The 23,800-nt window shown below is 69.2% G+C and carries 19 protein-coding genes; 13 read left to right on the forward strand and 6 right to left on the reverse strand.

All coding sequences use genetic code 11. The annotated features are described in order from the left end of the window. Positions 1–774: an enoyl-CoA hydratase/isomerase family protein gene (locus D0T12_RS07065; RefSeq protein ID WP_117398636.1), complete on the reverse strand. Its 774-nt coding sequence runs from the start codon at positions 772–774 to the stop codon at positions 1–3. Positions 775–1,664: 890 nt separating this feature from the next. Between D0T12_RS07065 and D0T12_RS07075 the strand changes: the two genes are divergently transcribed. The 4 genes from D0T12_RS07075 (at position 1,665) to D0T12_RS07090 (ending at position 6,958) form a co-directional block, all read left to right on the forward strand. Continuing rightward, on the forward strand, positions 1,665–2,348 hold the full coding sequence (locus D0T12_RS07075) for an ABC transporter ATP-binding protein (protein WP_117398638.1): 684 nt from the start codon (positions 1,665–1,667) through the stop codon (positions 2,346–2,348). Continuing rightward, positions 2,348–4,507: a permease gene (locus D0T12_RS07080; RefSeq protein WP_117398639.1), complete on the forward strand. Its 2,160-nt coding sequence runs from the start codon at positions 2,348–2,350 to the stop codon at positions 4,505–4,507. The genes D0T12_RS07075 and D0T12_RS07080 overlap by 1 nt, the downstream gene beginning before the upstream one ends. A 459-nt stretch (positions 4,508–4,966) precedes the next feature. Next, a complete protein-coding gene (locus D0T12_RS07085; protein ID WP_117398640.1) occupies positions 4,967–5,827 on the forward strand; it encodes a biotin--[acetyl-CoA-carboxylase] ligase in 861 nt (286 codons plus the stop codon). A 123-nt stretch (positions 5,828–5,950) separates the two neighbouring features. Beyond that, complete coding sequence (locus D0T12_RS07090) at positions 5,951–6,958, forward strand: adenylate/guanylate cyclase domain-containing protein (RefSeq protein WP_117398967.1); 1,008 nt, start codon at positions 5,951–5,953, stop codon at positions 6,956–6,958. 367 nt (positions 6,959–7,325) lie between these two features. Here D0T12_RS07090 and bfr read toward each other — a convergent pair whose 3' ends face one another. Both bfr and D0T12_RS07100 read right to left on the reverse strand, forming a co-directional pair. Continuing rightward, on the reverse strand, positions 7,326–7,823 hold the full coding sequence (gene bfr, locus D0T12_RS07095) for a bacterioferritin (protein WP_117398641.1): 498 nt from the start codon (positions 7,821–7,823) through the stop codon (positions 7,326–7,328). Between the two features lie 100 nt (positions 7,824–7,923). Further along, on the reverse strand, positions 7,924–8,214 hold the full coding sequence (locus tag D0T12_RS07100; RefSeq protein WP_117398642.1) for a (2Fe-2S)-binding protein: 291 nt from the start codon (positions 8,212–8,214) through the stop codon (positions 7,924–7,926). A gap of 176 nt (positions 8,215–8,390) precedes the next feature. Here D0T12_RS07100 and treY point away from each other — a divergent pair, with 176 nt between their 5' ends. The 4 genes from treY (at position 8,391) to D0T12_RS07120 (ending at position 14,747) form a co-directional block, all read left to right on the forward strand. Next, a complete protein-coding gene (gene treY / locus D0T12_RS07105; protein ID WP_117398643.1) occupies positions 8,391–10,736 on the forward strand; it encodes a malto-oligosyltrehalose synthase in 2,346 nt (781 codons plus the stop codon). Further along, positions 10,733–12,565: a malto-oligosyltrehalose trehalohydrolase gene (gene treZ, locus D0T12_RS07110; RefSeq protein ID WP_117398644.1), complete on the forward strand. Its 1,833-nt coding sequence runs from the start codon at positions 10,733–10,735 to the stop codon at positions 12,563–12,565. Before treY ends, treZ begins: the two co-directional genes overlap by 4 nt. A gap of 137 nt (positions 12,566–12,702) precedes the next feature. Then, entirely contained in the window at positions 12,703–13,374 is a 672-nt protein-coding gene (locus tag D0T12_RS07115; RefSeq protein WP_019629095.1) for a response regulator transcription factor, read from the forward strand. Between the two features lie 101 nt (positions 13,375–13,475). After that, positions 13,476–14,747, forward strand: a complete 1,272-nt coding sequence (locus D0T12_RS07120) for an ATP-binding protein (protein WP_117398645.1) — start codon at positions 13,476–13,478, stop codon at positions 14,745–14,747. Positions 14,748–14,866: 119 nt separating this feature from the next. Here D0T12_RS07120 and D0T12_RS07125 read toward each other — a convergent pair whose 3' ends face one another. Next, positions 14,867–15,463, reverse strand: a complete 597-nt coding sequence (locus D0T12_RS07125; RefSeq protein ID WP_117398646.1) for a GtrA family protein — start codon at positions 15,461–15,463, stop codon at positions 14,867–14,869. Between the two features lie 298 nt (positions 15,464–15,761). Between D0T12_RS07125 and D0T12_RS07130 the strand changes: the two genes are divergently transcribed. Next, positions 15,762–16,934, forward strand: a complete 1,173-nt coding sequence (locus D0T12_RS07130; protein ID WP_117398647.1) for a 5-(carboxyamino)imidazole ribonucleotide synthase — start codon at positions 15,762–15,764, stop codon at positions 16,932–16,934. After that, positions 16,931–17,431: a 5-(carboxyamino)imidazole ribonucleotide mutase gene (gene purE / locus D0T12_RS07135; RefSeq protein WP_117398648.1), complete on the forward strand. Its 501-nt coding sequence runs from the start codon at positions 16,931–16,933 to the stop codon at positions 17,429–17,431. Before D0T12_RS07130 ends, purE begins: the two co-directional genes overlap by 4 nt. Positions 17,432–17,967: 536 nt before the next feature. Here the strand turns inward: purE and D0T12_RS07145 are convergent. Continuing rightward, a complete protein-coding gene (locus D0T12_RS07145; RefSeq protein WP_117398968.1) occupies positions 17,968–18,381 on the reverse strand; it encodes a CoA-binding protein in 414 nt (137 codons plus the stop codon). A gap of 42 nt (positions 18,382–18,423) precedes the next feature. Beyond that, on the reverse strand, positions 18,424–19,758 hold the full coding sequence (locus tag D0T12_RS07150; protein ID WP_117398650.1) for a UDP-glucose dehydrogenase family protein: 1,335 nt from the start codon (positions 19,756–19,758) through the stop codon (positions 18,424–18,426). 624 nt (positions 19,759–20,382) lie between these two features. Here D0T12_RS07150 and D0T12_RS34790 point away from each other — a divergent pair. The 3 genes from D0T12_RS34790 to D0T12_RS07160 all read left to right on the forward strand — a co-directional run bounded on the left by D0T12_RS34790 (position 20,383) and on the right by D0T12_RS07160 (position 23,777). Beyond that, complete coding sequence (locus D0T12_RS34790) at positions 20,383–20,742, forward strand: hypothetical protein (protein WP_147339419.1); 360 nt, start codon at positions 20,383–20,385, stop codon at positions 20,740–20,742. A gap of 156 nt (positions 20,743–20,898) precedes the next feature. Continuing rightward, positions 20,899–21,582, forward strand: a complete 684-nt coding sequence (locus D0T12_RS07155) for an ABC transporter ATP-binding protein (protein WP_117398651.1) — start codon at positions 20,899–20,901, stop codon at positions 21,580–21,582. Between the two features lie 104 nt (positions 21,583–21,686). Continuing rightward, positions 21,687–23,777: a permease gene (locus D0T12_RS07160; protein ID WP_117398652.1), complete on the forward strand. Its 2,091-nt coding sequence runs from the start codon at positions 21,687–21,689 to the stop codon at positions 23,775–23,777. Positions 23,778–23,800: the final 23 nt, after the last annotated feature.

Here is a 23,800-nt window from a genome sequence, read left to right on the forward strand (position 1 = left end):
CTAGGACGGCCAGTTCGGCTTGCGTTTCTCGGTGAACGCGGCGATGCCCTCGCGGCGGTCGGCGGAGATCGCGGCGGTGCGCCAGGCGTTCTCCTCCAGGTCGAGCCCCGCCTCCAGGCTCACCCCGGCGCCGAGCCGCAGCGCGCGCTTCGCGGCCCGGACCGCGACCGGCGAGTTCCCCGCGATCACCCCGGCGAGTGCCAGGGCCTCCTCGCGGGCCTTGCCCGCGGGCACCTTCTGGTCGGCGAGGCCGTACTCCACGGCCTCGTCGACCCCGAGGCGGCGGCCGGTGAACACCAGGTCGGCGGCCCTGCCCGGCCCGAGGCGGCGCAACGCGAGCTGGGTTCCGCCGCCGCCCGGGACGAGCCCGACGCCGACCTCCGGCAGCCCGAACACGGCCGTCTCGTCCGCGACGATCAGGTCGGCGGACAGCGCGAACTCGCAGCCGCCGCCGAGGGCGAAGCCGTGCACGGCCGCGATCACCGGCTGCGGGAGGTTCAGCACGCCGCCGAACGCGGCCCGGAACACGGGCCGCTGGGCGAGGAGTTCCGCGTCCGTCATCGCGTTGCGTTCCTTGAGGTCGGCGCCGACACAGAACGCTTTCTCCCCGGCCGCGCTCAGCACCACCGCACGCACGGAATCGTCCGCCGCCACCTCCGCGCACACCATGGCGAGCCGTCGCGCCATCGCCGTCGACAGGGCATTGAGCGCCTCCGCCCGATCCAGCACGATCTCGACGACATGCCCTTCGGCCCGCAACGTCACACCGTCCATGAGGCGGCACTGTACTAAAACCGAAGGTGAGTATTTGCGGTCAAGTTCCGGCGGGTAAGTGAGTTAGGCGCCGGTGGGCGACGTCGGGGTCAAGACCAGGTGACGATGCCGTGGTCCGCGCCGCCCGAGGCGAGAGTTCGGACGTCCGGGCTGAAAGCGAGGTTGGTCGGCCCCCGCACGCCTCCACGAAGGCTAGAACCACCGCCGGGCTGGGCAACTGGTCCCCTCGTGGGGCCCGGGCCAATGTCGCCATCGCTTATCCGATGCGCTTCACCAGTTCGCGATAGGTCGGCCGATCCGCCCTCTCCCGTGATTTTCGCAGGTCAGATGCGAATCTGCTGCCCCGTCCCATGAAACCAATTTTGACCGATATGAACCGGACGGGTTGAGGTAGCCTGATTCGAACGTGTGTCCCGATCCGGTCAATGTCGCTTACCGTGACGATCGATCACCTGAATTGCAGGAGCGCGGGTCAGTGACCGAGTCTGTGGGTGGAGTCGGGTCAACGGGTCTCGCGGCCGCTCGATTGTGTCCTGCCTGGCAGGGGTTGACGAGATCAAGGTCAAGGTCTCGGCCTGGAGCAAGGGCACCAACAAGAGGGATGCCGTCAAAAACTTGGGTGACGACGAGTTCGCGGTCAAGGCCGAGTACAGGAGGACGCACTCGCCCAGCAAGACCCTGAACGTCTGGAACAAGTCCGGCCCCAGGACCACCATCACCAGTGGTCCGGGCACGAAGACAATCAGCCTCCTGGCATGCCACCAACGGCGCGCTCAGAAGGACAAGTGCGGCAAGTGGGTTGCCTGACCTACTTCAGTGATGACCCCGGGCCAGTACTGGTCCGGGGTCTTCCCCGTCCGGCCCAAGGGCCCTGAGAGAAGGAATCGGTAATGAAACCAGGCAATCAGACGAACGGCGCATTGCGCATAGCGGGGCTGACCCACGCGGTGTCGGACCGGCCCATCTTCACCGACCTGGAATTCACGATGCGCTCCGGTGAGTCGGTGGCCGTCGTCGGGCCCAGCGGCAGCGGCAAGACGACGCTCCTGATGTGCCTCCTCGGTCTGATCAAACCGAGCGCGGGGCGGGTCGAGGTGGCGGGCGCGGACATCACCCGCCTCTCCACCAGAGCGCTCGCGGCGCACCGGCGCCGACATCTCGGCGTCGTCTTCCAGTTCGGAGAGCTGTTACCAGAATTAACCCCACTCGAGAACGTCGCGCTGCCCGCGCTGCTCGCCGGCATGAATCACCAGAAGGCGTACGCGTCCGCCGAACGCCTCCTGGGGGACCTCGGCGTGCCCAAGGACAACACCACGACGGGCCTGTTGTCGGGCGGCGAACGGCAACGTACCGCCGTGGCACGTGCACTGATCAGCGAACCGGCCGTGCTGCTGGCGGACGAACCGACCGGGGCGCTCGACTGGACGACGCGCGACGCCGTGGCGAGCACGCTCTACTCCTTGGCGCGCGACCGTGACTGCGCGCTGCTGGTCGTCACCCACGATCCGGCGGTGGCCGGTCGTGCCGACCGGCGGCTCCGGCTGGACGCCGGAAAACTGACCGAGGTGGCCTGATGATTCGTCGGAGCCTCTGGTGGCAACTGCTGCGCATCGGCTGGAACATCGGGCGCGGCGCTTCGGGCGACCGGACCCGGTTCATCGCCCTGTTGCTGGCGTCGGCGACGCTGGCCCTCATCGCGTCCACGGCCGTGGCCGCCGTGGCGGTCGTCGACGCACGCGACGGCGTCGAGCGAACGCGGGGCCCGTTGTTCGCCGACGACGGCGAGCCGGCGACCGCCCTGTGGAGGGTCGAGTTCGACGCGGTCGACCAAGTCCAGCACTCGGTGGTGTTCGTGGAGCCGCTCACCGCGTCGGCCGCGCCGCCGCCGGGCCTTCCGCGATGGCCGGCCCGAGGAGAGGCGTACCTGTCGCCGGAACTCCTCCGGCTCGGCGGACCCGAGAACATCTCAGCCAGGTACGGCCACCTGGCGGGTCTCGTCCAACGGAACGGGCTCGCCTCGCCGGGAGAGCGAATCGCCTATGTACGACCTCTCCACCCGAATCTCCGGTCGGACGACTGGTTCAAGATCACTGGCTTCGGCCAGGCCGTCGGGTTGGGCGAAGCGCAGGCCGCGCGTCCGCTGTCCATGTTCCTTGACGCCCTGATCGGCCTGCTCGCGGTTCCCGCGCTAGCCCTGCTCGTGGTCGCCGCGCGCTGCGGCTCGACCGCCCGAGATCGTCGCAGCGCCCTGTTGCAGGCGCTGGGCGGGCTGGCGCGGCACCGCGCGGTGGTCAACCTTGGTGAGGCCGCGCTGCCCGCGACGGCCGGCGCCTGCCTGGGAGCCGTCCCGATTCTCACAGCGATGATCGTCGACATCCGCATACCGGGGACCGGCTACCTGATCGGCTCCACCGACCTGCGCGCTGTGTTGTGGACGATCCCCGCCGTGGTGCTCGCGACGGTCCTCATCACGCTCACCGCCGTCGTCATGCTGCACCGCATCGACCGTGCCGGGAAGACCACCAGACCCCGCTCGTTCTCCGGTCCGGTGCCCCGGTGGCGCCTTGTCCTGTGCGCGGTCATGTTCGCCGTCGAGGCCGTCAGCGGCTTCGTGGACGGAGACGTCGGCTTCTACCTCTACCTGGCCGGCACGCTCGGCGTGTTGGCGACCCTGCCCTCCGTCGCCGCCGCTTTGAGCCGCGGGCTCGGCGAGCGCATCGCCGCGTTCGGCCGACGGCGAGGACGTCCCGCTCCCTTGACGGCGGGCCGGTGGATCGTCGCCCACCCCGGTGTGGTGACACGCCTCGCGGTCGCCGTCATCATCGGGCTCGGCCTGATCACCCAGGTCCAGGTGTGGCACAGCAGACTGAGCGACCCTCAGAAGGAGGCCGTCGCCACCGAACAGCGCGTCGGCGGCGGAGTCCTGCTCGTGAGCGCCGAAACGGACCTCACCCCCGCCCAGATCAGCGCATTCGCTCGCCACCTCCCACCCGCCTACACGATCTTGGGCCTGCACACTCCGGAGAACGGCCCAACGACCGCGGTCGCCCCCTGCCCGGCCCTCAGGAGCGTCCACCTCACCTGTCCCCCCACGCCCACAGCGCTCAGAACCGGCGCGGGGGACACAAGAGTGCAGGAACTGCACCGCTGGCAGGGCAAACAAAACGGACAGATGATCGTCCGCACCGGATCGATCACCGGCTCGAAGCTGGACGCCCTCGCCGTCCTGTCCGCCCCGGAGGCCGGATCCCGGACGACACCGGTGAAGCAGGCCGCCTACGCCACACTCCCGCTGCCGAAAGTCGACCAGCTGGGTGCGGACTCGCTCATCTCGGCGAAATCAGACTCCCAGATGGCGAGATGGCTCGTCCTGTTCGGCGTCTGCGGCATGCTGATCCTCATGCTGGCGGCCGCGGTGAGCGCCGCCGCCGAGTTCCTACGCTTCAGCCCGGCCCTCATGCCCCTGACGATCCAGGCGGACGGTCACCGCGTCTTCATCTCGATCGCCCTATGGAACCTCGCCGTCCCCCTGAGCCTGGCGACGCTCATAGGCGCCGCCGTCACAGCCTGGCAGGGCCTCCATTTCATAGCCGTCGTGGACGAAGGCACCTTCTCCTGGGAGACCTTGACCATCGCCACCACCACCGGCACGCTCCTCGCCTTCGCCATAGCCCTGGCCGGAGGCCTGTCCGCCACCCGCGCCGCCCCCCGCTGGCGACCAACAGGAGACTGACCACCCCTCCGCTGATCACTCAGACCACGACATGCCCGTCCCGACCTCCCCGGCAACCAGCCGGGGAGGCCAAAGCGCTACCAGCGAACGCACGCCCCCAGCCCACCACCGCCACCGCGCAGCGAGCCGTAAGGCGAGCCGAAGCGATGCCGGGTGCACGGCCGCGACCTCCTGCACCATCCGTACGAGCTGACCTCAGCCCGCCTCCGCAACCCCGCGACAACCTCGGCCACTGCGATCGCGTCCGAAGGCAGGTTCAAGCGAAGCGAGAACCTGATCGCGCAGCGAGCCGCTAGGTGTACTGCCATAAACACAACAGCGAATCGGAGCGATGCCAGCGATCGCCCGCGGTGCACGACGATGGAGGGCCGCCAGGCCCGAAGGAGGAGTGCACTGCAAAAAACACAGCAGGGGCCGAAGGAGGAGAGAAATACAAAACAAACCCGATTGGATGGGGGGATGAGTGAGTCTCCTTATAACGATCTTGGTCGGCCGCCGTTGCATGGGGTGGCGTTGGAGCGGGCGCTGGTGCGGGACGGGGGGTTGTGGCGGGAGGTGCGGGTGGTGGACGAGACGGGGTCCACGAACGCCGATCTCGCCGCGCGGGCCCGGGAGGGGGCGCCGGAGGGCACCGTGCTGGTGACCGAGTCGCAGACGGCGGGTCGGGGACGTCTGGGGCGGGTGTGGGCGGCGCCGCCTCGGTCGGGGTTGATGTTCTCGATGGTGGTGCGGCCGCGCGTCCCGGTGCCGATGCTGGGGTGGGCGTCGTTGTTGACGGGTGTCGCCGTGGCGTCCGCCGTGCGGCGGATGACGGCGTGGTCGGAGGCGGGGGAGGGGTTTCTCGGGGACGGCGGGGACGTGGCCGTGGACGTGCGGCTCAAATGGCCGAACGACCTGCTGGTGGGCGACAGGAAGCTCGCCGGGATACTGGTGGAGAAGGTCGAGGACGGGCTCGTCGTCGGCGTCGGTCTGAACGTCGGGCTGCGGGAGGAGGAGTTGCCCGTGGCGACGGCGACGTCCCTCGCGATCGAGGGGGCGCCGTTGACCGATCGGGCGCCGCTGCTGCGGGCGATTCTGCGCGAGTTCGCGACCTGGTATCAGGAGTGGACGGCGCTGGACGGCGACCCGGAGAGCAGCGGGGTGCGTACGGCCTATAAGAATCTGTGTGTGACGCTCGGCCGGGAGGTCAGGGTGGAGTTGCCCGGTGACGTGCGGGTCGTGGGGACGGCGCGGGACGTGGACGGCGCGGGACGGCTGGTGGTCTCCGGCCCGGGCGGGGACACGGCGATCAGCGCCGGTGACGTCGTGCATGTCCGATGAACGGGGAACGGCAAAGGGGGGTCCGCGAGCCGACAGTGCGGCTGATCTGCACCGATATGTCCGAGAACAGGGTTAGGATGCCGAGGCCACGGCCCATGGCGGCGGCCGACTGAGGGGCGGATGATGGCGGCCGGAATTCCGGATCCCAAGGAGATCGAAGAGCTCCTGCTCGGAGGCGAGCTGCGGTACAACCGCGTCGACGCCGTCCGTTTGGCGGGCGTCTCCCGGGAGTTCTCCGGTCGGGTGTGGCGCGCGTTCGGGTATCCGTCGATGCCGGACGAGACCGTCGCGTACACCGAGAACGACATCGCCGCGCTGGACCGCATCCGCCGCCTGATGGACGACGGCGTCCTCGACGAGGAGGGCGTGATCCGGCTGGTCCGGGCGTTCGGGCAGACGATGACGCGGCTCGCGGAGTGGCAGGTCAGCCTGCTGCGCAGCATGCTCACCCAGGAGCCGCACGACTCGCCGTCGGCGGAGGCCGTCCAGACGATCGTGGACGTGGCGGAGAAGCACATCGGCGAGTTCGAGCCGCTGGTCGTGCACGCGTGGCGGCGGCAGCTCGCCGCGGCGGGCACGCGTGCGCTGGCGGCCGCGGCGACGGGCGACAACGGCGACCCGGCGGGGCGCACGCCCGTCACGGTCGGGTTCGCGGACATGGTGTCGTTCACGCAGGTCAGCCGGGAGCTGGAGGAGATCGAGCTGGCCCGGATCGTGGAGTGGTTCGAGGAGACCGCCGCCGACATCATCGCCTCCTGCGGTGGCCGCCTGGTGAAGACGCTCGGGGACGAGGTGCTGTTCAGCGCGGAGCAGCCGGAGGTCGGCGCGGAGATCGCGTTGACGGTGGCGGCCGCGATCCAGGACGAGACGGAGGTTCCGGACGTGCGGGTCGGTGTCGCGCACGGGCCCGTCCTGCCGCTGATGGGCGACCTGTTCGGCACGACGGTGAACCTCGCGGCCCGGTTGACGTCGCTGGCGCGGCCCGGTTCCGTCGTGATCGACGGTGAGCTGGCCGCGGCGCTGGAGCCGAACACGGCCTACGAGGTCACCCAGATCGTGCGCCGCCCGGTCCGCGGCCTCGGCATCATCCAGCCCTACGTACTGCGCCGACGGCCGCCGGGCACGGCCTGACGGCCCGTCACGTCCGCGCGGCTCCGCGCAGCATCACGGGGGCCAGGCGTCAGGCCCTGCACGGTCGCGGCCGTGGAGTGCCCGGGAGGAGTGCGGTCAGATCGGCGTGATCGTGTCCTCGTCGGGTCCGCGAGCAGTTGTCCACGGCGCCGGGGCGAGTTTCCCCGGCACTGCGCCCGAAGGGGCCTCAGGCCCGGAGCGGTCGCGGTCGTGGAGGGCCCGGGGACAGACCGTTTGGTCGTGTCCTCGGCGGGTCGGCCGCGATCGGGTGTTCGTGGCGCCGGGGCCGTGCTTCCCCGGGACTGCGCCTGGGAAAGGGCGGCAGGCCCGGGGTGCGCGGCGGTGGAGCGCCCGGGGAGGAGTGCGGTCAGACGGGCTTGGTCGTGTCCTCGCCGGGGGATTCGGTGAGGCGTTGCAGGTAGTTCTGTTCGCCGAGGGCCTGGACGAGGCTGAGCTCGGTCTCCAGGTAGTCGATGTGCTCCTCCTCGTCGGCGAGGATGTCCTCGAAGATCCGGGCGGACGTGACGTCGCCGCGGGAGCGCATCAGGTCGATGCCGGGACGGAGCCGGGCCACGGCCTCCAGCTCGACGGCGAGGTCCGCCTCAAGTTGCTCGACGATGTTCTGCCCGATCCTGAGGGTGCCGATCTTCTGGTAGTTCGGCAGACCCTCTAGGAACAGGATCCGGTCGGTGAGCCGCTCCGCGTGCCGCATCTCGTCGAAGGACTCGTCGCGGGTGTGTTTGGCGATGCGGGTGAAGCCCCAGTTCTGCTGCATCTTGGCGTGCAGGAAGTACTGGTTGATCGCCGTGAGTTCCGCGGTGAGCTGTTCGTTCAGCAGCGCGATGATGTCCTTGTCGCCTTCCATGCCCCCCATGCTTCCATGACAGGGGGTTTCTGGACAGCACTGACCCCCGCAAGGTGCTCGTCCTCCTGCGTGGAGGTCCTTGCGGGGCCCGGGGGAAGGCTCAGGCGGCGGTCTGCGGAGCGGCCCCTCCTTCGGTGGTCGCGGGAATGATCTGGTCGGGAACGTCCTGGTCGGGGACGGCCGTCAGCGTGGCCGGTCCGCCGGTGAGCGCGTCCGCGAGTTCGCTGGCCGTGCGGTATTCGCTGACCATCGCGTGGATGCGCCTGGTGCACGTGCCGCACCCGGGTTTGAAGCCGCAGGCGGCCTTGACCTCTTTGGCGGTCCTGCAACCGCTCGCCATACAGCCGTGAACGTCGTCCTCCGTGACGGCGTTGCAGATGCAGACGTACATGCGGGGTGGCGGACCTTCCGTGCGGGATCAACGGGCTTCTACCGGCCTGACCGGGGGAGCTTAGGGCACCCTCATTAAGGTTAGGCTCCCCTAAAGTAACTCAGGATCTTCCGTTCTGGCCAGCGGGCGTCCGACCGGTGTGAGCCACCCCTCACGGGGAAGGGCTCTCCTCTGACATGTACGCCGCCGAACCCGCTCCCGAGGAACCGCTTCCCGGCGCCGAACCCCCTGGTGAGGAGACCGTGTCCGAGGACCATCTGGCCGAAGAGGCCCTGACCGGAGTCAGCGGAGGCGTTCCGGCGGACCACGCGGTCGCGCCGCCGTCCGGTACCTACCGGCTCCAGCTTCGCGGGACGCCGCACGAGCGCTTCGGATTCGCCGAGGCCGCCGCCCTGGCCCCCTACCTGGCGTCGCTCGGCGTCTCGCACGTCTACCTGTCGCCGATCCTGCGGGCCGCGCCCGGATCGACGCACGGCTACGACGTGGTCGACCACTCCCGGCTGGCGGACGAGCTGGGCGGCGCGGAGGCGTTCGGCGCGATGGCCACCCGGTTCCGGGCGCACGGGCTGCGGCTGCTGGTGGACGTCGTCCCGAACCACATGGCGATCCCGGTCCCGCGCGACCTGAACGTGCCGTTCGCCGCCGTCGTCGCGGACGGTCCCGCGTCGCCGTACGCGTCGTGGTTCGACATCGACTGGGAGGCGGGCGGCGGCCGGGTCGTCCTGCCCGGGGAGGGCGAGGTCAACTACCGGCGGTTCTTCGACATCGACGGCCTGATCGGGCTGCGCCAGGAGGACCCGGAGGTGTTCGAGCGCACGCACGCGCGACTGCTCGGCCTGGTCGAGGAAGGCCTGGTGCACGGGCTCCGCATCGACCACCCGGACGGTCTCGCCGACCCGCGCGGATATCTGCGGCGGCTGGCGGAGGCCGCCGCGGGCGTCTGGTTACTGGTCGAGAAGATCACGACGGGGGAGGAGCGGCTGCCGCCCGACTGGCCGTGCGCGGGCACCACCGGCTACGACTCGCTCGGCATGGTCGGCGGGCTGTTCGTCGATCCGGCGGGTGAGAAGCCGCTCACCGACTACTACGTGTCGTTGACGGGCGGGCCGCGCGACTTCGAGGAGGTGGAGCGCGACGCCCGCCTGCACGCGGCGTCGTCCTGCCTGAAGCCGGAGATCGATCGTCTCGTCCGTGTTCTCCGGCGGATGGTGGGTGAGCGGCGTCCCGGCATGGAACGGGCGCTGGTCGAACTGCTCGTCGCCATGCCGGTGTACCGCGCGTACGTGGTTCCTGGTGAGGACGCGCCGCAGCGGGCCGTGGACGTCCTCAACGAGGCCGCCCGCCGTGCACGCGCGCATCTCCCCGAGGACGCGCACGCCGACCTGGAGGCGGTCGTCGACCTGGCCCTCGGTCGTGGTGAGCGCACCGACGCCGAGTTCATCGTGCGTTTCCAGCAGACGTCGGCGCCGCTGGCGGCCAAGGGCGTCGAGGACACGGCGTTCTACCGGTGGAACCGCATGGCCGCCCTGAACGAGGTCGGGGGCGTCCCAGGCCGGTTCTCCGTGGGCGCCGAGGACTTCCACTCGCACTGCATCAGGCTCGCCCGCGACTGGCCGTTGACGATGACGACGCTGTCCACGCACGACACCAAGCGGGAGGAGGACGTGCGGGCATGGCTGTCCGTGCTGTCGGAACTGCCCGGCGAGTGGGTGGAGGCCGTGGAACGTTGGCGGAACTGGGGTCCCGGCACCTCGCCTCTTGAACCGGACCTCGAATATCTGCTGTGGCAGACCCTCGTCGGTGCGTGGCCGCTCACCACCGGGCGCCTGGAGGAGTTTCTCACCAAGGCGATGCGGGAGGCCAAGACCCGCACGTCCTGGCTCGATCAGGATCCCGCCTACGAGAAGGCGGTCCTGGAGTATGCGCGCGGTGTCCTCGCCGACCCCGACCTGGTCACCGACATGACCTCGTTCGTCGCGAGGCTGGCCCCCTACGCGCGGGTGAACACGCTCGGGCAGAAGCTCGTCCAGCTGGCCATGCCGGGCGTACCGGACGTCTACCAGGGCTGCGAGATGACCGGGTTGGCGCTGGTCGATCCCGACAACCGGCGGCCGGTCGACTACGGGCGCCGTCGCGAGCATCTCTTCCGGCTCGACACCGGACGGCTGCCGAAGGAGGTCGACGACGAGAAGCTGCTCGTGACGTCCCGGACGCTGCGGCTGCGCCGGTCGCACCCCGAATGGTTCGGCCCGACCGCCGGATACGAGCCGATCGCCGCGCACGGGCCCGCCGCCGAACACGTCGTCGGCTTCGCCCGCGGGGAAGCCGTCGCGCTCGTCACCCGGCTGCCCGTGGGGCTGGAACGCCGTGGCGGCTGGAAGGGGACGAGGGTGGACGTCCGCCGCCAGGGTTGGCGGGACGTCCTGACGAGCTGCACCCACATGGGCCCGATCCTGGACGCCGCCCGCCTGTTCGAGCATCTGCCCGTCGCGTTGCTCGTCCCCAGGGAGATCGATCGTTGAGCACCCGGTTCGAGGTGTGGGCACCGTTCGCCGACCGTGTCGACGTCGTGACCGGCGGCACCCGGCGCCACCCTATGAACAGGCGTCACCCCGGCTGGTGGTGGGCCGACGTCCAGGACGCCGCACACGGCACTGACTACGGCTTCGTCCTGGACGGCACGGACGAAGTACTACCCGACCCGCGCTCACCTTGGCAGCCGAACGGCGTCCACGGGCAGAGCCGTATCTACGACCACGACCGGTTCTCTTGGACCGACCAGCACTGGCATGGACGGCCGCTCCCCGGAAGCGTCCTCTACGAGATGCACGTGGGCACGTTCACGCCGGAAGGGACGTTCGACGCCGCGGTGGAGCGTCTCGACCATCTGGTGGCCCTCGGGGTCGACGCCGTGGAACTTCTGCCCGTCGCCGCGTTCCCCGGCCGCCGCGGATGGGGTTACGACGGTGTTCACCTGTGGGCGCCGCATGAGCCGTACGGCGGCCCCGACGGCCTGAAGCGTTTCGTGGACGCCGCTCATGCCCGGGGCCTCGCCGTCGTCCTGGACGTCGTCTACAACCATCTGGGCCCCGACGGTAACCGCCTCGCCAGTTACGGCCCGTACTTCACCGACTCCCACACCACCCCCTGGGGCGAGGCGGTGAACTTCGACCAGGAGGGCTCGGACGAGGTCCGCGCGTTCGTCGTGCGGAACGCGCTGATGTGGCTGCGCGACTACCACTTCGACGGGCTCCGCCTCGACGCCGTCCACGCCATCACCGACCACAGTGCCGTCCACATCCTGGAGGAACTGGCGGGCGCCGTGGCGGGCCTTTCGGCGCACCTGGGGCGGGAACTGTTCCTCATCGCCGAGTCCGACCTGAACGATCCGCGGCTGGTGACGTCCAGGGAAGCGGGCGGACACGGGATGGACGCCCAGTGGAGCGACGACTTCCACCACGCCCTCCATGCCGCGCTCACCGGCGAACGGCAGGGCTACTACTGCGACTTCGGTTCCCTGGAGACGCTCAGGAAGGCGCTGACGAACGTCTTCGTCCACGACGGCACGATGTCGACGTATCGGGGACGGCACCACGGCCGCCCTGTCGACGTCCATAAGACGCCCGCGCACCGGTTCATCGGCTTTCTCCAGAACCACGACCAGATCGGCAACCGGGCGGCGGGCGACCGCCTCGGCGCCGTCCTGGAGTCCGCGCGGATCGCGCCGTCGATGCTGAAGGTCGGCGCGGCGCTGTTCCTGCTCGCGCCCTTCACGCCCATGCTGTTCATGGGCGAGGAGTGGGGAGCGTCCACCCCGTGGTGCTACTTCACCGACCACCAGGACCCTGAACTGGCGCGTGCGGTCACCGAGGGACGCCGCCGGGAGTTCGCGCGGCACGCCTGGACGGGCGCCGTCCCCGATCCACAGGCTGTGGAAACCTTCCGGCGCTCCGTACTCGACTGGACGGAGCCGGACCGGCCCCACCACCGCGACCTCCTGGAATGGCACCGGTCCCTGCTGGCCCTGCGCCGCTCACGCCCGGAGTTGAACGACCCACGCCTGACCGGGACGACCGTTGACACGGGCACCGAGACGCTCGGCGACCGCTGGCTGATCATGTGGCGCGGCGGGGTGTGCGTCGCCGCGAACCTCGGCGAGACCCCGATCGACCTTCCGATCGCGCCCCCGGCGCCCGAGCCCGGAGCGCCCCGGCGGCGCCTGCTGCTCGCCTCGAATCCGGCGATCCACCTGCACGAGGACAGCACCGGCAATTCGGATGCGGCCCGCGTCGAACTGCCCGGTGCGTCGGTCGCGGTCCTCGGCCGAGAATCGGGCTTCCCGACCCCTTGACAGCCGCCCAGGATGCGGCCTACCTCCGTATTTCGTCGGATCTGGGGGTATTCGAGGATGTACTATGAGTGGCAAACCGCAGGTCAAGAGCGCGGCGGCTGCCGGGCAATGTTCAAGAATGGTCATACGATCGGTTCATGACCTCAGTACTGCTCGCCGAGGACGACACGTCCATCTCCGAGCCTCTCGCCCGCGCGCTGCGGCGCGAGGGGTACACCGTCGAAGTCAGCCCGGACGGCCCGCAGGCCCTGGAACGGGCGCTCGGCGGCGGCGTCGACCTGATCGTCCTTGATCTCGGCCTTCCCGAGCTGGACGGCCTTGAGGTGGCCCGCAGGGTGCGGGCCGAGGGGCATGGCGTGCCCATTCTGATCCTGACCGCCCGTGCCGACGAGGTCGACACCGTCGTCGGGCTGGACGCGGGCGCCGACGACTATGTCACCAAACCGTTCCGGCTGGCCGAGCTTCTCGCCCGGGTGCGGGCGCTGCTGCGCCGGGGAAGCACCGAGACGCCGATCGTCCAGGGGGTGCGGATCGACGCCGAGTCGCGCCGCGCCTGGATGGGCGACCAGGAGCTCCAGCTCACCACCAAGGAGTTCGACCTGCTGCGCGTCCTCGTCCGCGACGCGGGCAAGGTCGTGACCCGCGAACAGATCATGCGCGAGGTGTGGGACACCAACTGGTGGGGTTCCACGAAGACGCTCGACATGCACATTTCCTGGCTGCGCCGCAAACTCGGCGACGACGCCGGCAGCCCCCGCTACATCACCACGGTGCGGGGCGTCGGCTTCCGGTTCGAGCGCGGCGACTAGCACCGGCCGCCACGGTCGTGCGGGACGTCCGGGGGCCTTCCCGAGAGGCCCCCGGGGCGACGTGCCGTGCGATCCGTGGCCCCACCCCTGAAGGAGCCCTGATGAGGCGCCGACTCCTCCTGTCGACGCTCGCGGTGGCGGTGGTCGCGATCCTGTCGCTCGGCATACCCCTCGCCTACGCCGCCCACAAGCTCGTCTACGAGGGGGCCGGCCGGTCGCTGGACCGCGAGGCGTCCTCCATCGCCGGCGGTGTCGGCTTCAGCCTGGAGACGCGGCGGCCCCTCACCGGCGTGATGATCGCGCGGGAGTTCCCGGGCCGGCACATCACGGTCGTCCTGCCGGACGGTCGGACGCTCACCGCGGGCCCGCCGCGGCGCGGGGACGTCCTCACCGCCACCCGGACGCACGACGCGATCCGGGTCCGGGTGTCCAGGCCGGAGGCGGAGGTCCGCGACGAGGCGCTGCGGCTGATGCTGTTCATCGGCAGCCTCGCGCTGCTCGGCGTCGCCCTCACCGTCGCCCTGGCGATGGTGCAGGCGCGCAAGCTGACACTGCCGCTGATCGACCTCGCCGAGACCGCCGACCGGCTCGGCAGCGGCAACGCCAGGCCGCGTCGCCGCCGCTACGGCATCCCGGAGGTCGACCGGGTCGCCGAGGTGCTGGACCGCAGCGCCGTCCGCATCGCCGACCTGGTCGCCGCGAGCCGCGAGTTCGCCTCCGACGCCAGCCACCAGCTCCGCACGCCGCTGACCGCGCTGTCGATGCGGCTGGAGGAGATGATCGAGGCCGCCGACTACCCGGACGTCGTCCGGGAGGAGGGCGCGGCGGCCGTCACGCAGGCCGAACGGCTCGTCGCGGTCGTCGAGCAGCTTCTCGCCCGCGCCCGGCACGACCGCACCGGCGGCGCGGTCGCCTCGCCCATCGACGAGATCATCGCGCAGCAGGTGGAGGAGTGGCGGCCGATCTTCCGCCGGGACGGACGCGACGTGCGGATCATCGGCGAGCAGGGCCTCATCGGGATGACCAATCCGGAGGGTCTCTCCCAGATCGTCGCCACGCTCCTGGACAACTCGCTGATGCACGGCGCCGGGACCGTGACCATCCACACCAAACCCGGCGCGAGTTCGGTGGTCGTCGAGATCGGCGACGAGGGCAACGGCATCCCGCCCGAGCTGGAGCCCCGGATCTTCGAGCGGAGCGTCAGCGGCGGCCGCGGCACCGGCCTCGGGCTCTACCTGGCCCGCTCGCTCGCCATGGTGGACGGCGGGCGGCTGGAACTGATCCAGTCCCGTCCCGCCGTGTTCGGGATCTTCCTCCGCCCGGCCGCCGAGGCCCGCCTCGCGGCCGAACGCGTCGTCATGGGCCCCGCCTGAATCGGGAAGGGGCCTGGAGCCGTTTCCAGCGACCTCAGCCCGCACGAACGCGTGAGCCGGGCGGCTCGCGAAGCGATGTCGCGTTCGCCTCAGGAACGGTCACGTAGCGAGCCGGGCCGTTAGATTTCCGCGTAGTCCTCGGCGGCGTGCGCGTCGAGGGGGTGGCCGACCTTCGGCGAGGGCACCGGGTGACCGTTCACGCGGTGCGCGCCCGTCCCCTCGGCGGCCGGCTCGGCCGCGGGGTCGGGCTCCGGCAGCCCCGACGCGGGGTCGACGTGCGGCGCGGACGCGGGCAGGAACACCCACTTCTTGTACGACCAGAAGCGGAACAGCGTCGCCACGCCCGTACCGACGACCAGCGAGGCGTTGTAGTACACCGCGCCGGACAGGCCAAGGACGTAGTGCGAGAACCCGATGAACAGCTCCGTGATCACGAGCCCGACGCCGTTCAACGCGAAGAACAGCATGTACTCGCGGCCGAGACCGGTGCGGTCGCGGTGCCGGAACGTCCAGAACCGGTTCGCCACGTACGAGAACGTCGTGGCGATCACCGTCGCGATGCCGTTGGAGGTCAGCGGCCCCACTCCCAGGCCGGTGTGCAGGGCGTTGCCGATCACGACGGTGATGCCGAACGCGATGGCGCCCACGCTGCCGAACTTGGCCAGCTCCCGCACGAGGTGCGCGAACTGCCGATGGAGACTGGCGACCAGGTTCACGAAGGGGAACCGTCCTTCCGGGCTTCGTCTGTGCGCCACGTCCGGCGCGCGGCGGCTACTACGGAGGCATCACGAGAATAGACGCACGCGGCCCCTGGGACGTCGGAACATGAACGTTTCACGTTGTCCGAGCGTTCCATGCCCATATCCGCGTCCCCCACACCCAGGTCCGACGCACGGCGGGGGCGGTTCGTTCAGTTCCACCGGCCGATAACCTTCTGACGTGACGATTCCAGCCCGATTCCCTGCGAGGGGGGGCGACCCCCCACACCCCCCGGACCGGCTCCGCCGGAATGGTGTGCCTGTTGTGGGCATGGCCGGCGGGGGCCAGCTGGCCCGGATGACGCAGCAGGCCGCGATCGCGCTCGGCGTGTCGCTGCGCGTGCTCGCCGCCACGCCGAACGACGCGGCGGCGAAGGTCGTGTCCGGGGTGCGGGTCGGCGACGACCGGTCCCTGGACGACCTCCTGGCGTTCGGCCAGGGCTGTGACGTCGTGACGTTCGACCACGAGCACGTCCCCGGAGCGCACATCCGGAAGCTGGAGTCGACGGGGGTGCCGTGCCGTCCGGGTCCGGCCGCGCTGGCGCACGCGCAGGACAAGCTGGTGATGCGGGAGCGGCTCAGCGGCATGGGCGTCCCCTGCCCGGCCTACGCGCCCGTCCCGAGGGCGGAGCCGCTGAAGACGCTTGAGGATTTCGCCGCCGACCACGGCCTCCCACTCGTGGTCAAGGCCGTCCGCGGCGGCTACGACGGCAAGGGCGTCTGGGTGCTGGACGCCCTCGACGAGGCGGCCGGGGACATGATCCGCGACCTGCTCTCCAAGGACGTCGACCTGATGGTCGAGGAGCATGTGGCGTTCACCCGGGAGCTGGCCGCGCTCGTCGCGCGCTCCCCGTACGGGCAGGGCGCCGCGTACCCGATCGTGGAGACCGTCCAGGAGGGCGGGATCTGCACCGAGGTGATCGCGCCCGCGCCGGGCCTGCCGAAGGACGTGGCCGCCGAGGCGCAGCGTCTCGCCCTGACGATCGCCGGGGAACTCGGCGTCGTCGGCCTCCTCGCGGTCGAGCTGTTCGAGACCGACCGCGGGCTGATCGTGAACGAGCTGGCGATGCGCCCGCACAACTCCGGCCACTGGACGATCGAGGGCGCCCGGACGTCGCAGTTCGAACAGCACCTGCGGGCCGTCCTCGACCTGCCGCTCGGGTCCACCGAGCCCACCGCCGCGTACACGGTCATGGCGAACGTGCTCGGCGGCGACGACCCGGACGTCTACGCCCGCTACATCCACGTGATGGCGCACGACCCGGCGGTCAAGGTGCACATGTACGCCAAGGAGTCGCGTCCCGGCCGCAAGATCGGCCATGTGACCGCGCTGGGCGACGACCTCGACGACGTGCGGGAACGCGCCCGGCACGCGGCCGCCTACCTGCGCTGGGGCACCAGGATGAAGGAGCGGGAGGGACGGCGATGACCGAGCGAGGGCCGCTGGTCGGCGTGGTGATGGGCAGCGACTCCGACTGGCCGGTCATGAAGGACGCGGCCGACGCGCTCACAGAGTTCGACGTCCCGTATGAGGCCGATGTCGTGTCCGCGCACCGGATGCCGCACGACATGATCGCCTACGGGGAGCAGGCGGCCGCCCGCGGCCTCCGAGTGATCATCGCGGGCGCGGGCGGCGCGGCACATCTGCCCGGCATGCTGGCCTCCGTCACCCCGCTGCCGGTGATCGGCGTCCCCGTCCCGCTGAAGTACCTGGACGGCATGGACTCGCTGCTGTCGATCGTCCAGATGCCCGCCGGAGTCCCCGTCGCGACGGTCGCGGTCGGCGCCGCCCGCAACGCGGGCCTGCTGGCCGTCCGCATCCTGGCCGCGTCCGACGACGGCCTCCAGGCCCGGATGCGGGACTTCCAGCGCGACCTCTACAACCAGGCCAAGGCAAAGGGCACCCGCCTGCGAGAGAGCCTCTGAGCGCCGGACCGAACCACCGACCGAGGCCAGCGCCCTAGCGAGGTGCCCTCAGCCCGCGAACACACAACCCGCCCAGCACAGCAACGCCAAAGGCAAGCGAAACAGAGCGGATCGCGAAGCGATACCGCGTTCGCCCAGACCCGGTCACGCACCGAGCCGCCAGGCGAACGAAGTGGCCCGGTCCTGCAAGAACACAGCGGCCTCAGCCCGCACGCGAACGCGTGACCCGCCCGGTGCAGCGACGCCGAAGGCGAGCAAAACCGAGCAGATCGCGAAGCGATACCGCATTCGCCCGGACTCGGTCACGTAGCGCGCCGCCAGGTGAGCGAAGTGGCCCGGTTCTGCAAGGAACACAGCGGCCTCAGCCCGCACGCGAACGCGTTACCCGCCCGGTGGAGCGACGCCGGAGGCGAGCGGAGCCGGGCGGATCGCGAAGCGATGTCGCGTTCGCCCCAGGGACGGTCACGTAGCGAGCCGCCAGGCGAGCGAAGTGGGCCGGGACTGCAATAAAGCTATGGGCCGGGACTGCAATAAAGCTAGCGGCGTAGGGCCCACTCGACGGCGGGGCAGCGGTTCATGACGACGTCGAGTCCGGCGTCCCGGGCGCGGCGCGCCGCAGCCTCGTCGATCACCTGGAGTGGCAGCCACACCGCCTTCGCGCCCGCCGCGATCGCCTCGTCCACGGCCTGTCCCGCGAACTCGGCGCGGCGGTAGACGCCGACCACGTCGATCTCGTCCGGCACGTCGGCCAGGGACGCGTATCCCTTCGCGCCGAGGACCTCCCGCGCCTCCGGATGGACGGGAATGATCTGCTTCCCCCGCTCTCGCAGCAGCCGGGCCTGCGTGTACACCTCGCGCTCCGGGTTGTCGCCGAGTCCGACGAACGCCCACGTCCTCGTCTCGTTCAGCAGCCGCCGGATCACGTCCTGGTCGGCGAAGGGATCAACCATGTCCACGACAACAGCGCGCCCGACCCGTTGCTTCCCCCTGTTTCAGGGACGTCCCAGCGCCCGGTAGTTCCATCCGGCCGCGCGCCACCGCTCCGGGTCGAGCGTGTTGCGGCCGTCCACGATGTTGCGTTCGGCGACGACCTCGGCGAGCGCGGACGGGTCCATGTCCCGGAACTCGGGCCATTCGGTCAGCAGCAGCACGACATGGGCGTTCTCGGCGGCGGTCAGGGCCGACTCGCCGTACTCCAGGCTCGGCTGCGCGCGCCGCGCGTTGGGCATGGCCTTCGGGTCGTACACCGTCACCTTCGCCCCCTGCGCGCGGATGGACGCGGCCACGTCCAGCGCGGGCGAGTCGCGCACGTCGTCGGAGTCGGGTTTGAACGCGGCGCCGAGAACCCCGACCGTCCGTCCGGCGAACGAGCCGCCGAGCAGCTGCCGGGCGAGGTCCACCATCCGGATCCGGCGGCGGATGTTGATCTCGTCGACCTCGCGCAGGAACGTCAACGCCTGGTCGGCGCCGAGCTCCCCGGCCCGCGCCATGAACGCGCGGATGTCCTTCGGCAGGCAGCCGCCGCCGAAGCCGAGCCCCGGGCCGAGGAACCTTCCGCCGATCCGGTCGTCGTGGGCGAGCGCCTGCGACAGCTTCGTCACGTCCGCGCGGGCCGCCTCGCACACCTCCGCCATCGCGTTGATGAAGGAGATCTTGGTGGCGAGGAACGCGTTGGCCGCCACCTTGACCAGTTCCGCGGTGGGGTAGTCGCAGGTGATGAACGGCGTTCCGGCCGCGATCATCGTCCGGTAGATCTCCCGCAGCGCCTTCTCGGCATGGTCGGCCGCGCCCTGGTCGGGGGGCAGCCCGGCGACGATCCGGTCCGGACGCAGCGTGTCGTGGACGGCGAAGCCCTCGCGCAGGAACTCGGGGTTCCACACCAGGACGGCGTCGCCACCGGTGGGCGCCGTCCTGGCGAGCGTCTCCGCCAGCCGTTCGGCCGTCCCGACCGGGACGGTGGACTTGCCGACGACCAGGCAGGGCCGCCGCAGCAGCGGCGCGAGCGTCCCGATCGCGCCGTCAACGGCGGAGAGGTCGGCCGCGTACTCACCGGCCTTCTGCGGCGTCCCGACGCACAGGAAGTGGACGTCGCCGAACTCCGCGGCCTCCGGGTACGACGAGGTGAACCGCAACCGCCGGCTCTCCACCCCCTTGCGCAGCATCGGCTCCAGCCCCGGCTCGTAGAACGGAAGCTCACCGGCCGCGAGACGCGCGATCCTCTCCTCGTCCACGTCGACGCCCAGCACCTCGAAACCCAGATCGGCCATGCACGCCGCATGGGTGGCACCGAGGTAACCGGTCCCGATGACCGTGAGTCGATGGGCCAAGAACCCACTCCTCCCACTCCGCCGCCGCCGACAGGCGGCCTCTTCCCTCCAGTGCCCACTACAGCCGGGTTTGTGCCCCGCCCGCGGCACAGCGCGTCCGGGCTACATTCCCCGCTTCCGCAACCGCGACGCCTGCGAGGTCCTACCGCGGCGCAGCCTCCCCGTCAGCACCGACCGCCCCTCATCGGACGACACCACCGGATCCGGCATCGGGATCGGCATCCCCATGACCTCTCGGCCAACAAAGAAATACCGACTCATGGGCCCGGCGGATCGTATATCGCTGGGGAGGATCGAACATCGTGGGAAACACGTAGCTCTTGCAGTTTTGTGGCTGCGCGCACTGCGTGAAAACTTGGATTGGAACAAATCATCGATGACCTGATCGACTCGTGTGACAATCTGTGACCTTGTGAACTCGACTGGAAGAAGCGCAGGTCATGAGACCGTCTTTTCGTCTCGCGACCCGTCATTGGTGGCCGTAGGTGAACTCGATGGTCACCGGCCGACAAGAAGCATCACGCAGGGTGACTTGACCTCGTCTTCTGCGGGCTGTCAGCATCTCTTAATGAAATGACCCCGCGAATAGCGCATCGAAGGATGCCGACCGAAAGGGAATAGTTCATGTCACGATCGCTCAAGGTGCTCGTCGGGGTCCTGGTGGCAACCGCCGCACTGCCCTCCACCGGCGCTTTAGCCACGAATGCCTACGCGGCTAAGAACGGCACGGTCTTCGCCCATGGCTGGGCCCCGGCCGGGGGAAAGGCCGGCAGGGCCGGAGTGAAGGACACGTGGGCTGGGGACTGGGTGAAGAACGAGTACAACCGCGTGGGCACGGGCAAGCACAAGTACACGCTCTGGAACAAGCTCGGCAAGGGGAAGAAGACCTACACCAAGAACGGTCGCAAGGTGACCAAGATCCACGTCTGTGAAGAGCGGGACAAGGCGCCGGACCTCTGCTCGAAGTGGGTGCCGGTCAAGTAAGAACACCAGGGGACCGGTCGAGGAAGGCCGGTCCCCTGCCCCCCGTTCGAAGGGAAGGTCTCTCGTTCTCGGTGTAGCGAGAGTTCGCCCCGAGCCGTCCACCTGGTGGTCGCGAGCGGCTCACCAGTGCCGCGAAGATGAAGGTCAGAAGTATTCATGAAGGAATCTGAGAACGCCATGCTCGAAGTGCGTGGGCTGTGCTATTCGATAGCTGAACGCACCATCCTCAAAGATGTGAGCTTCGGCGTCCACCAGGGTGAGTCTGTTGCCATAACGGGCCCGAGTGGAAGCGGCAAGTCCACATTATTGATGTGTGCCCTCGGACTCATCGAATCGCAGGACGGCTCCGTTGTCGTTGATGGAGAAGAGCTCACCGGGAGGTCCGCTCGCCAGCGGGCGGATCTGCGTCGCCGGAAAATGAGCATGGTGTTCCAGTTCGGCGAGCTGCTGCCCGAGCTCAGTCCACTGGAGAACGTCGCCCTCCCCGGGTTACTGGCCGGCAAAGGCAGGAAAGTCGCTTATCAGCGAGCGAACACCCTGCTCAGGCGCCTCGGCATCCCCATGGAGGAAACTCCGACCAGCCTTCTCTCCGGCGGTGAGCGGCAGCGCACCGCCGTGGCGCGGGCGTTGGTGACGGAGCCGAGTGTGATACTCGCGGACGAACCGACGGGGGCGTTGGACGCGAAATCGAGAGAGGACGTGGCCGATCTGCTCTTCGGTTTGGCGAAGCAGTACGGTTGCGCCATCGTCGTCGTCACCCACGACCCCGCCGTGGCGCGCCGGGCCGACCGCCAGTTCAAATTGGAAGCCGCTGAACTGATGGAGATGGCACCCCAATGAGTGCTGGGCGCCGGTCAGGCCGGTTACTCTGGGTCCAACTGCTCAGGATCGGATGGACGAGCGGCCACGGAATCCGTGGGGGCCGCCTGAGGTTCGCCGGACTCGTGGTCGCGTCCGCGGCCTTGACGATGACCTTTCTCTCCGTGGCCGCCGCCTTCTCCATCTACGATGGTCGCGAGCAGCGCGAACAGGCACGCGGGCCGATCGTCTCTGAACACAGCGGAGACGCGATCGAATTTCGATGGGCCGAGAGCACCGATACGCTCCACGGGCGACATCATTGGGTGATCTCCCTCGAACCCAGATCGGTGGCGGCCAAGCCACCGCCGGGTCTGTCGCGTTGGCCCGCGCCCGGCGAAGCGTTTCTGTCGCCGGGATTGATCAATGCCGCGACCGCCAACGACCACATCAAGCAGCGCTATGGCAGGTTCGCCGGAGAAATCGGGGCGTCCGGACTGGCCTCACCTGGCGAGCGGCTCGTCTACATGCGACCGCACTCTCCGCCCGAAGGCGGAAACGCCGATGAGCTCTGGTATCAGGCGACTGGATTCGGCCAGGCATGGGGAATCGGTGAGGCCGTTGATCCGCGTCCGTTGACGCAGGTGGTTCTCGCGATCGCGGCGCTGGCCGGTCTCCCCGCCGTCGCCCTACTGGTCGTGGTCGCCCGCTGCGGGTCGGCCACGAGAGATCGCCGTGGCCGACTGCTGGTGGCCCTCGGAGCCAGGTGGAAGGACAACGCCCTGGTGACGACAGGCGAGGCTGCGACTCCGGCCGCGCTCGGGACCATGCTGGGCGTCATACCACTGGCCATCGCGATGAGCACGAACATACGTCTTCCGGTCACGGGCTACACGATGAGCGCGGTGGACGTACGTGATCATCTTCTTCTCGTCGTGACTGCGGCCCTTCTGTCGTTCCTCGCGGTGCTGCTCATGGTCGTGGCGTTGCACCGCTCAACGGCTACCGGTGGTTCGACACGTCCTCGCGGGTTCAGCGAGCGCGTACCACGCTATCGCTCGGTCTTGTTCGTCGTTGCCCTGTGCACGGTCTTCATCAGTCAGTACATCCGTGGCGAGGTCGGCCTTTTCCTGTTCGTCGGAGGGACCGTCGGTCTGTGGGCCACTCTTCCTTCCGTCGGTGCAAAGGCCAGCGGCTGGCTGGGATGCAGGATGGCAAGCGTCGGGAACCGGCTGGGCAACCCGGGGCTCATCATCGGGGGCCGATGGACCGCTCTGCATCCCGGTGTGATCGTGCGGCTGGCGACCGCGATGATCATTTCACTCGGGCTGATCAGTCAGTTGCAGGTGTGGCAGAGCCGTCTCGGAGCTCCCGCCGAGGCGGCCCAGGCCACGCAGGCTCGTATCGGCGATCAAGTTTTGATCGTCGAGTCTCGTGATATCACGGGAGAACGCATGAAGGCTTTCACTGGAGCACTTCCGGTGGGGGCCGAGGTACTGACCGTTCGAACGCATGAAGACAAGAAATCCTTCGTGAGCCTTCATGCGACCTGCGCGGTTCTTGGTCGCCTTCATCTCGATTGTGGAGCGAAGAACCCGAATGCGATCGACAGGGTGAACGACCTTCGCATGAGGGAGTTGCTCGGCTGGTACGGGGGAAAGAAGTTCAGCGTTCAGGACGAGCTTCCTCCTCCCTTGCGGGATGGTCCGGAAACCGTCGCGATCGTGGCCGACTCCGCCGCGGTGGGTGGCGACTATCGAAGTGATGTGGAAAAAGCCGCCTACAGGAGTCTGAACACGCCCCATATCAGCAGGCTCGGAGACGATTGGGTACTCGGAAACAGCGATCGGGCCAGGCTCGGCGACTGGATGCTGCTCTTTGGCATCGTGGGCATGGTCTTGCTCATGTTCGCCACCGTGCTCAGCGTCGCCGGAGAATTCCTGAGATTCGGAGCGGCGTTGGCGCCGGTATCCGCCCTTGCGAGCACGCCCGGACTCTTCCAACGTATCGCGCTATGGCATCTGACGGTTCCCATGATCATATCTGCGGCGGCCGCGGCGGTCATCACCATCTGGCATAGCCTGTTCTTCATCTCTGTGATTCAGGAAGGGCAGTTCTCCTTCAATGTGCTGTTCGGATCGGTGACCAGTTCGATGGTGTTCGCCATCGCGGTGGGGGTCATTGGGGGCTGGAGCGCGCGGCAAGAGGCGTATCGCTGGCGGCCTACGGCCGACTAGCGCCATTTCACGCTCGGGCACCT

Source organism: Actinomadura spongiicola (assembly GCF_003432485.1).
Taxonomy (GTDB): Bacteria; Actinomycetota; Actinomycetes; order Streptosporangiales; family Streptosporangiaceae; genus Spirillospora; species Spirillospora spongiicola.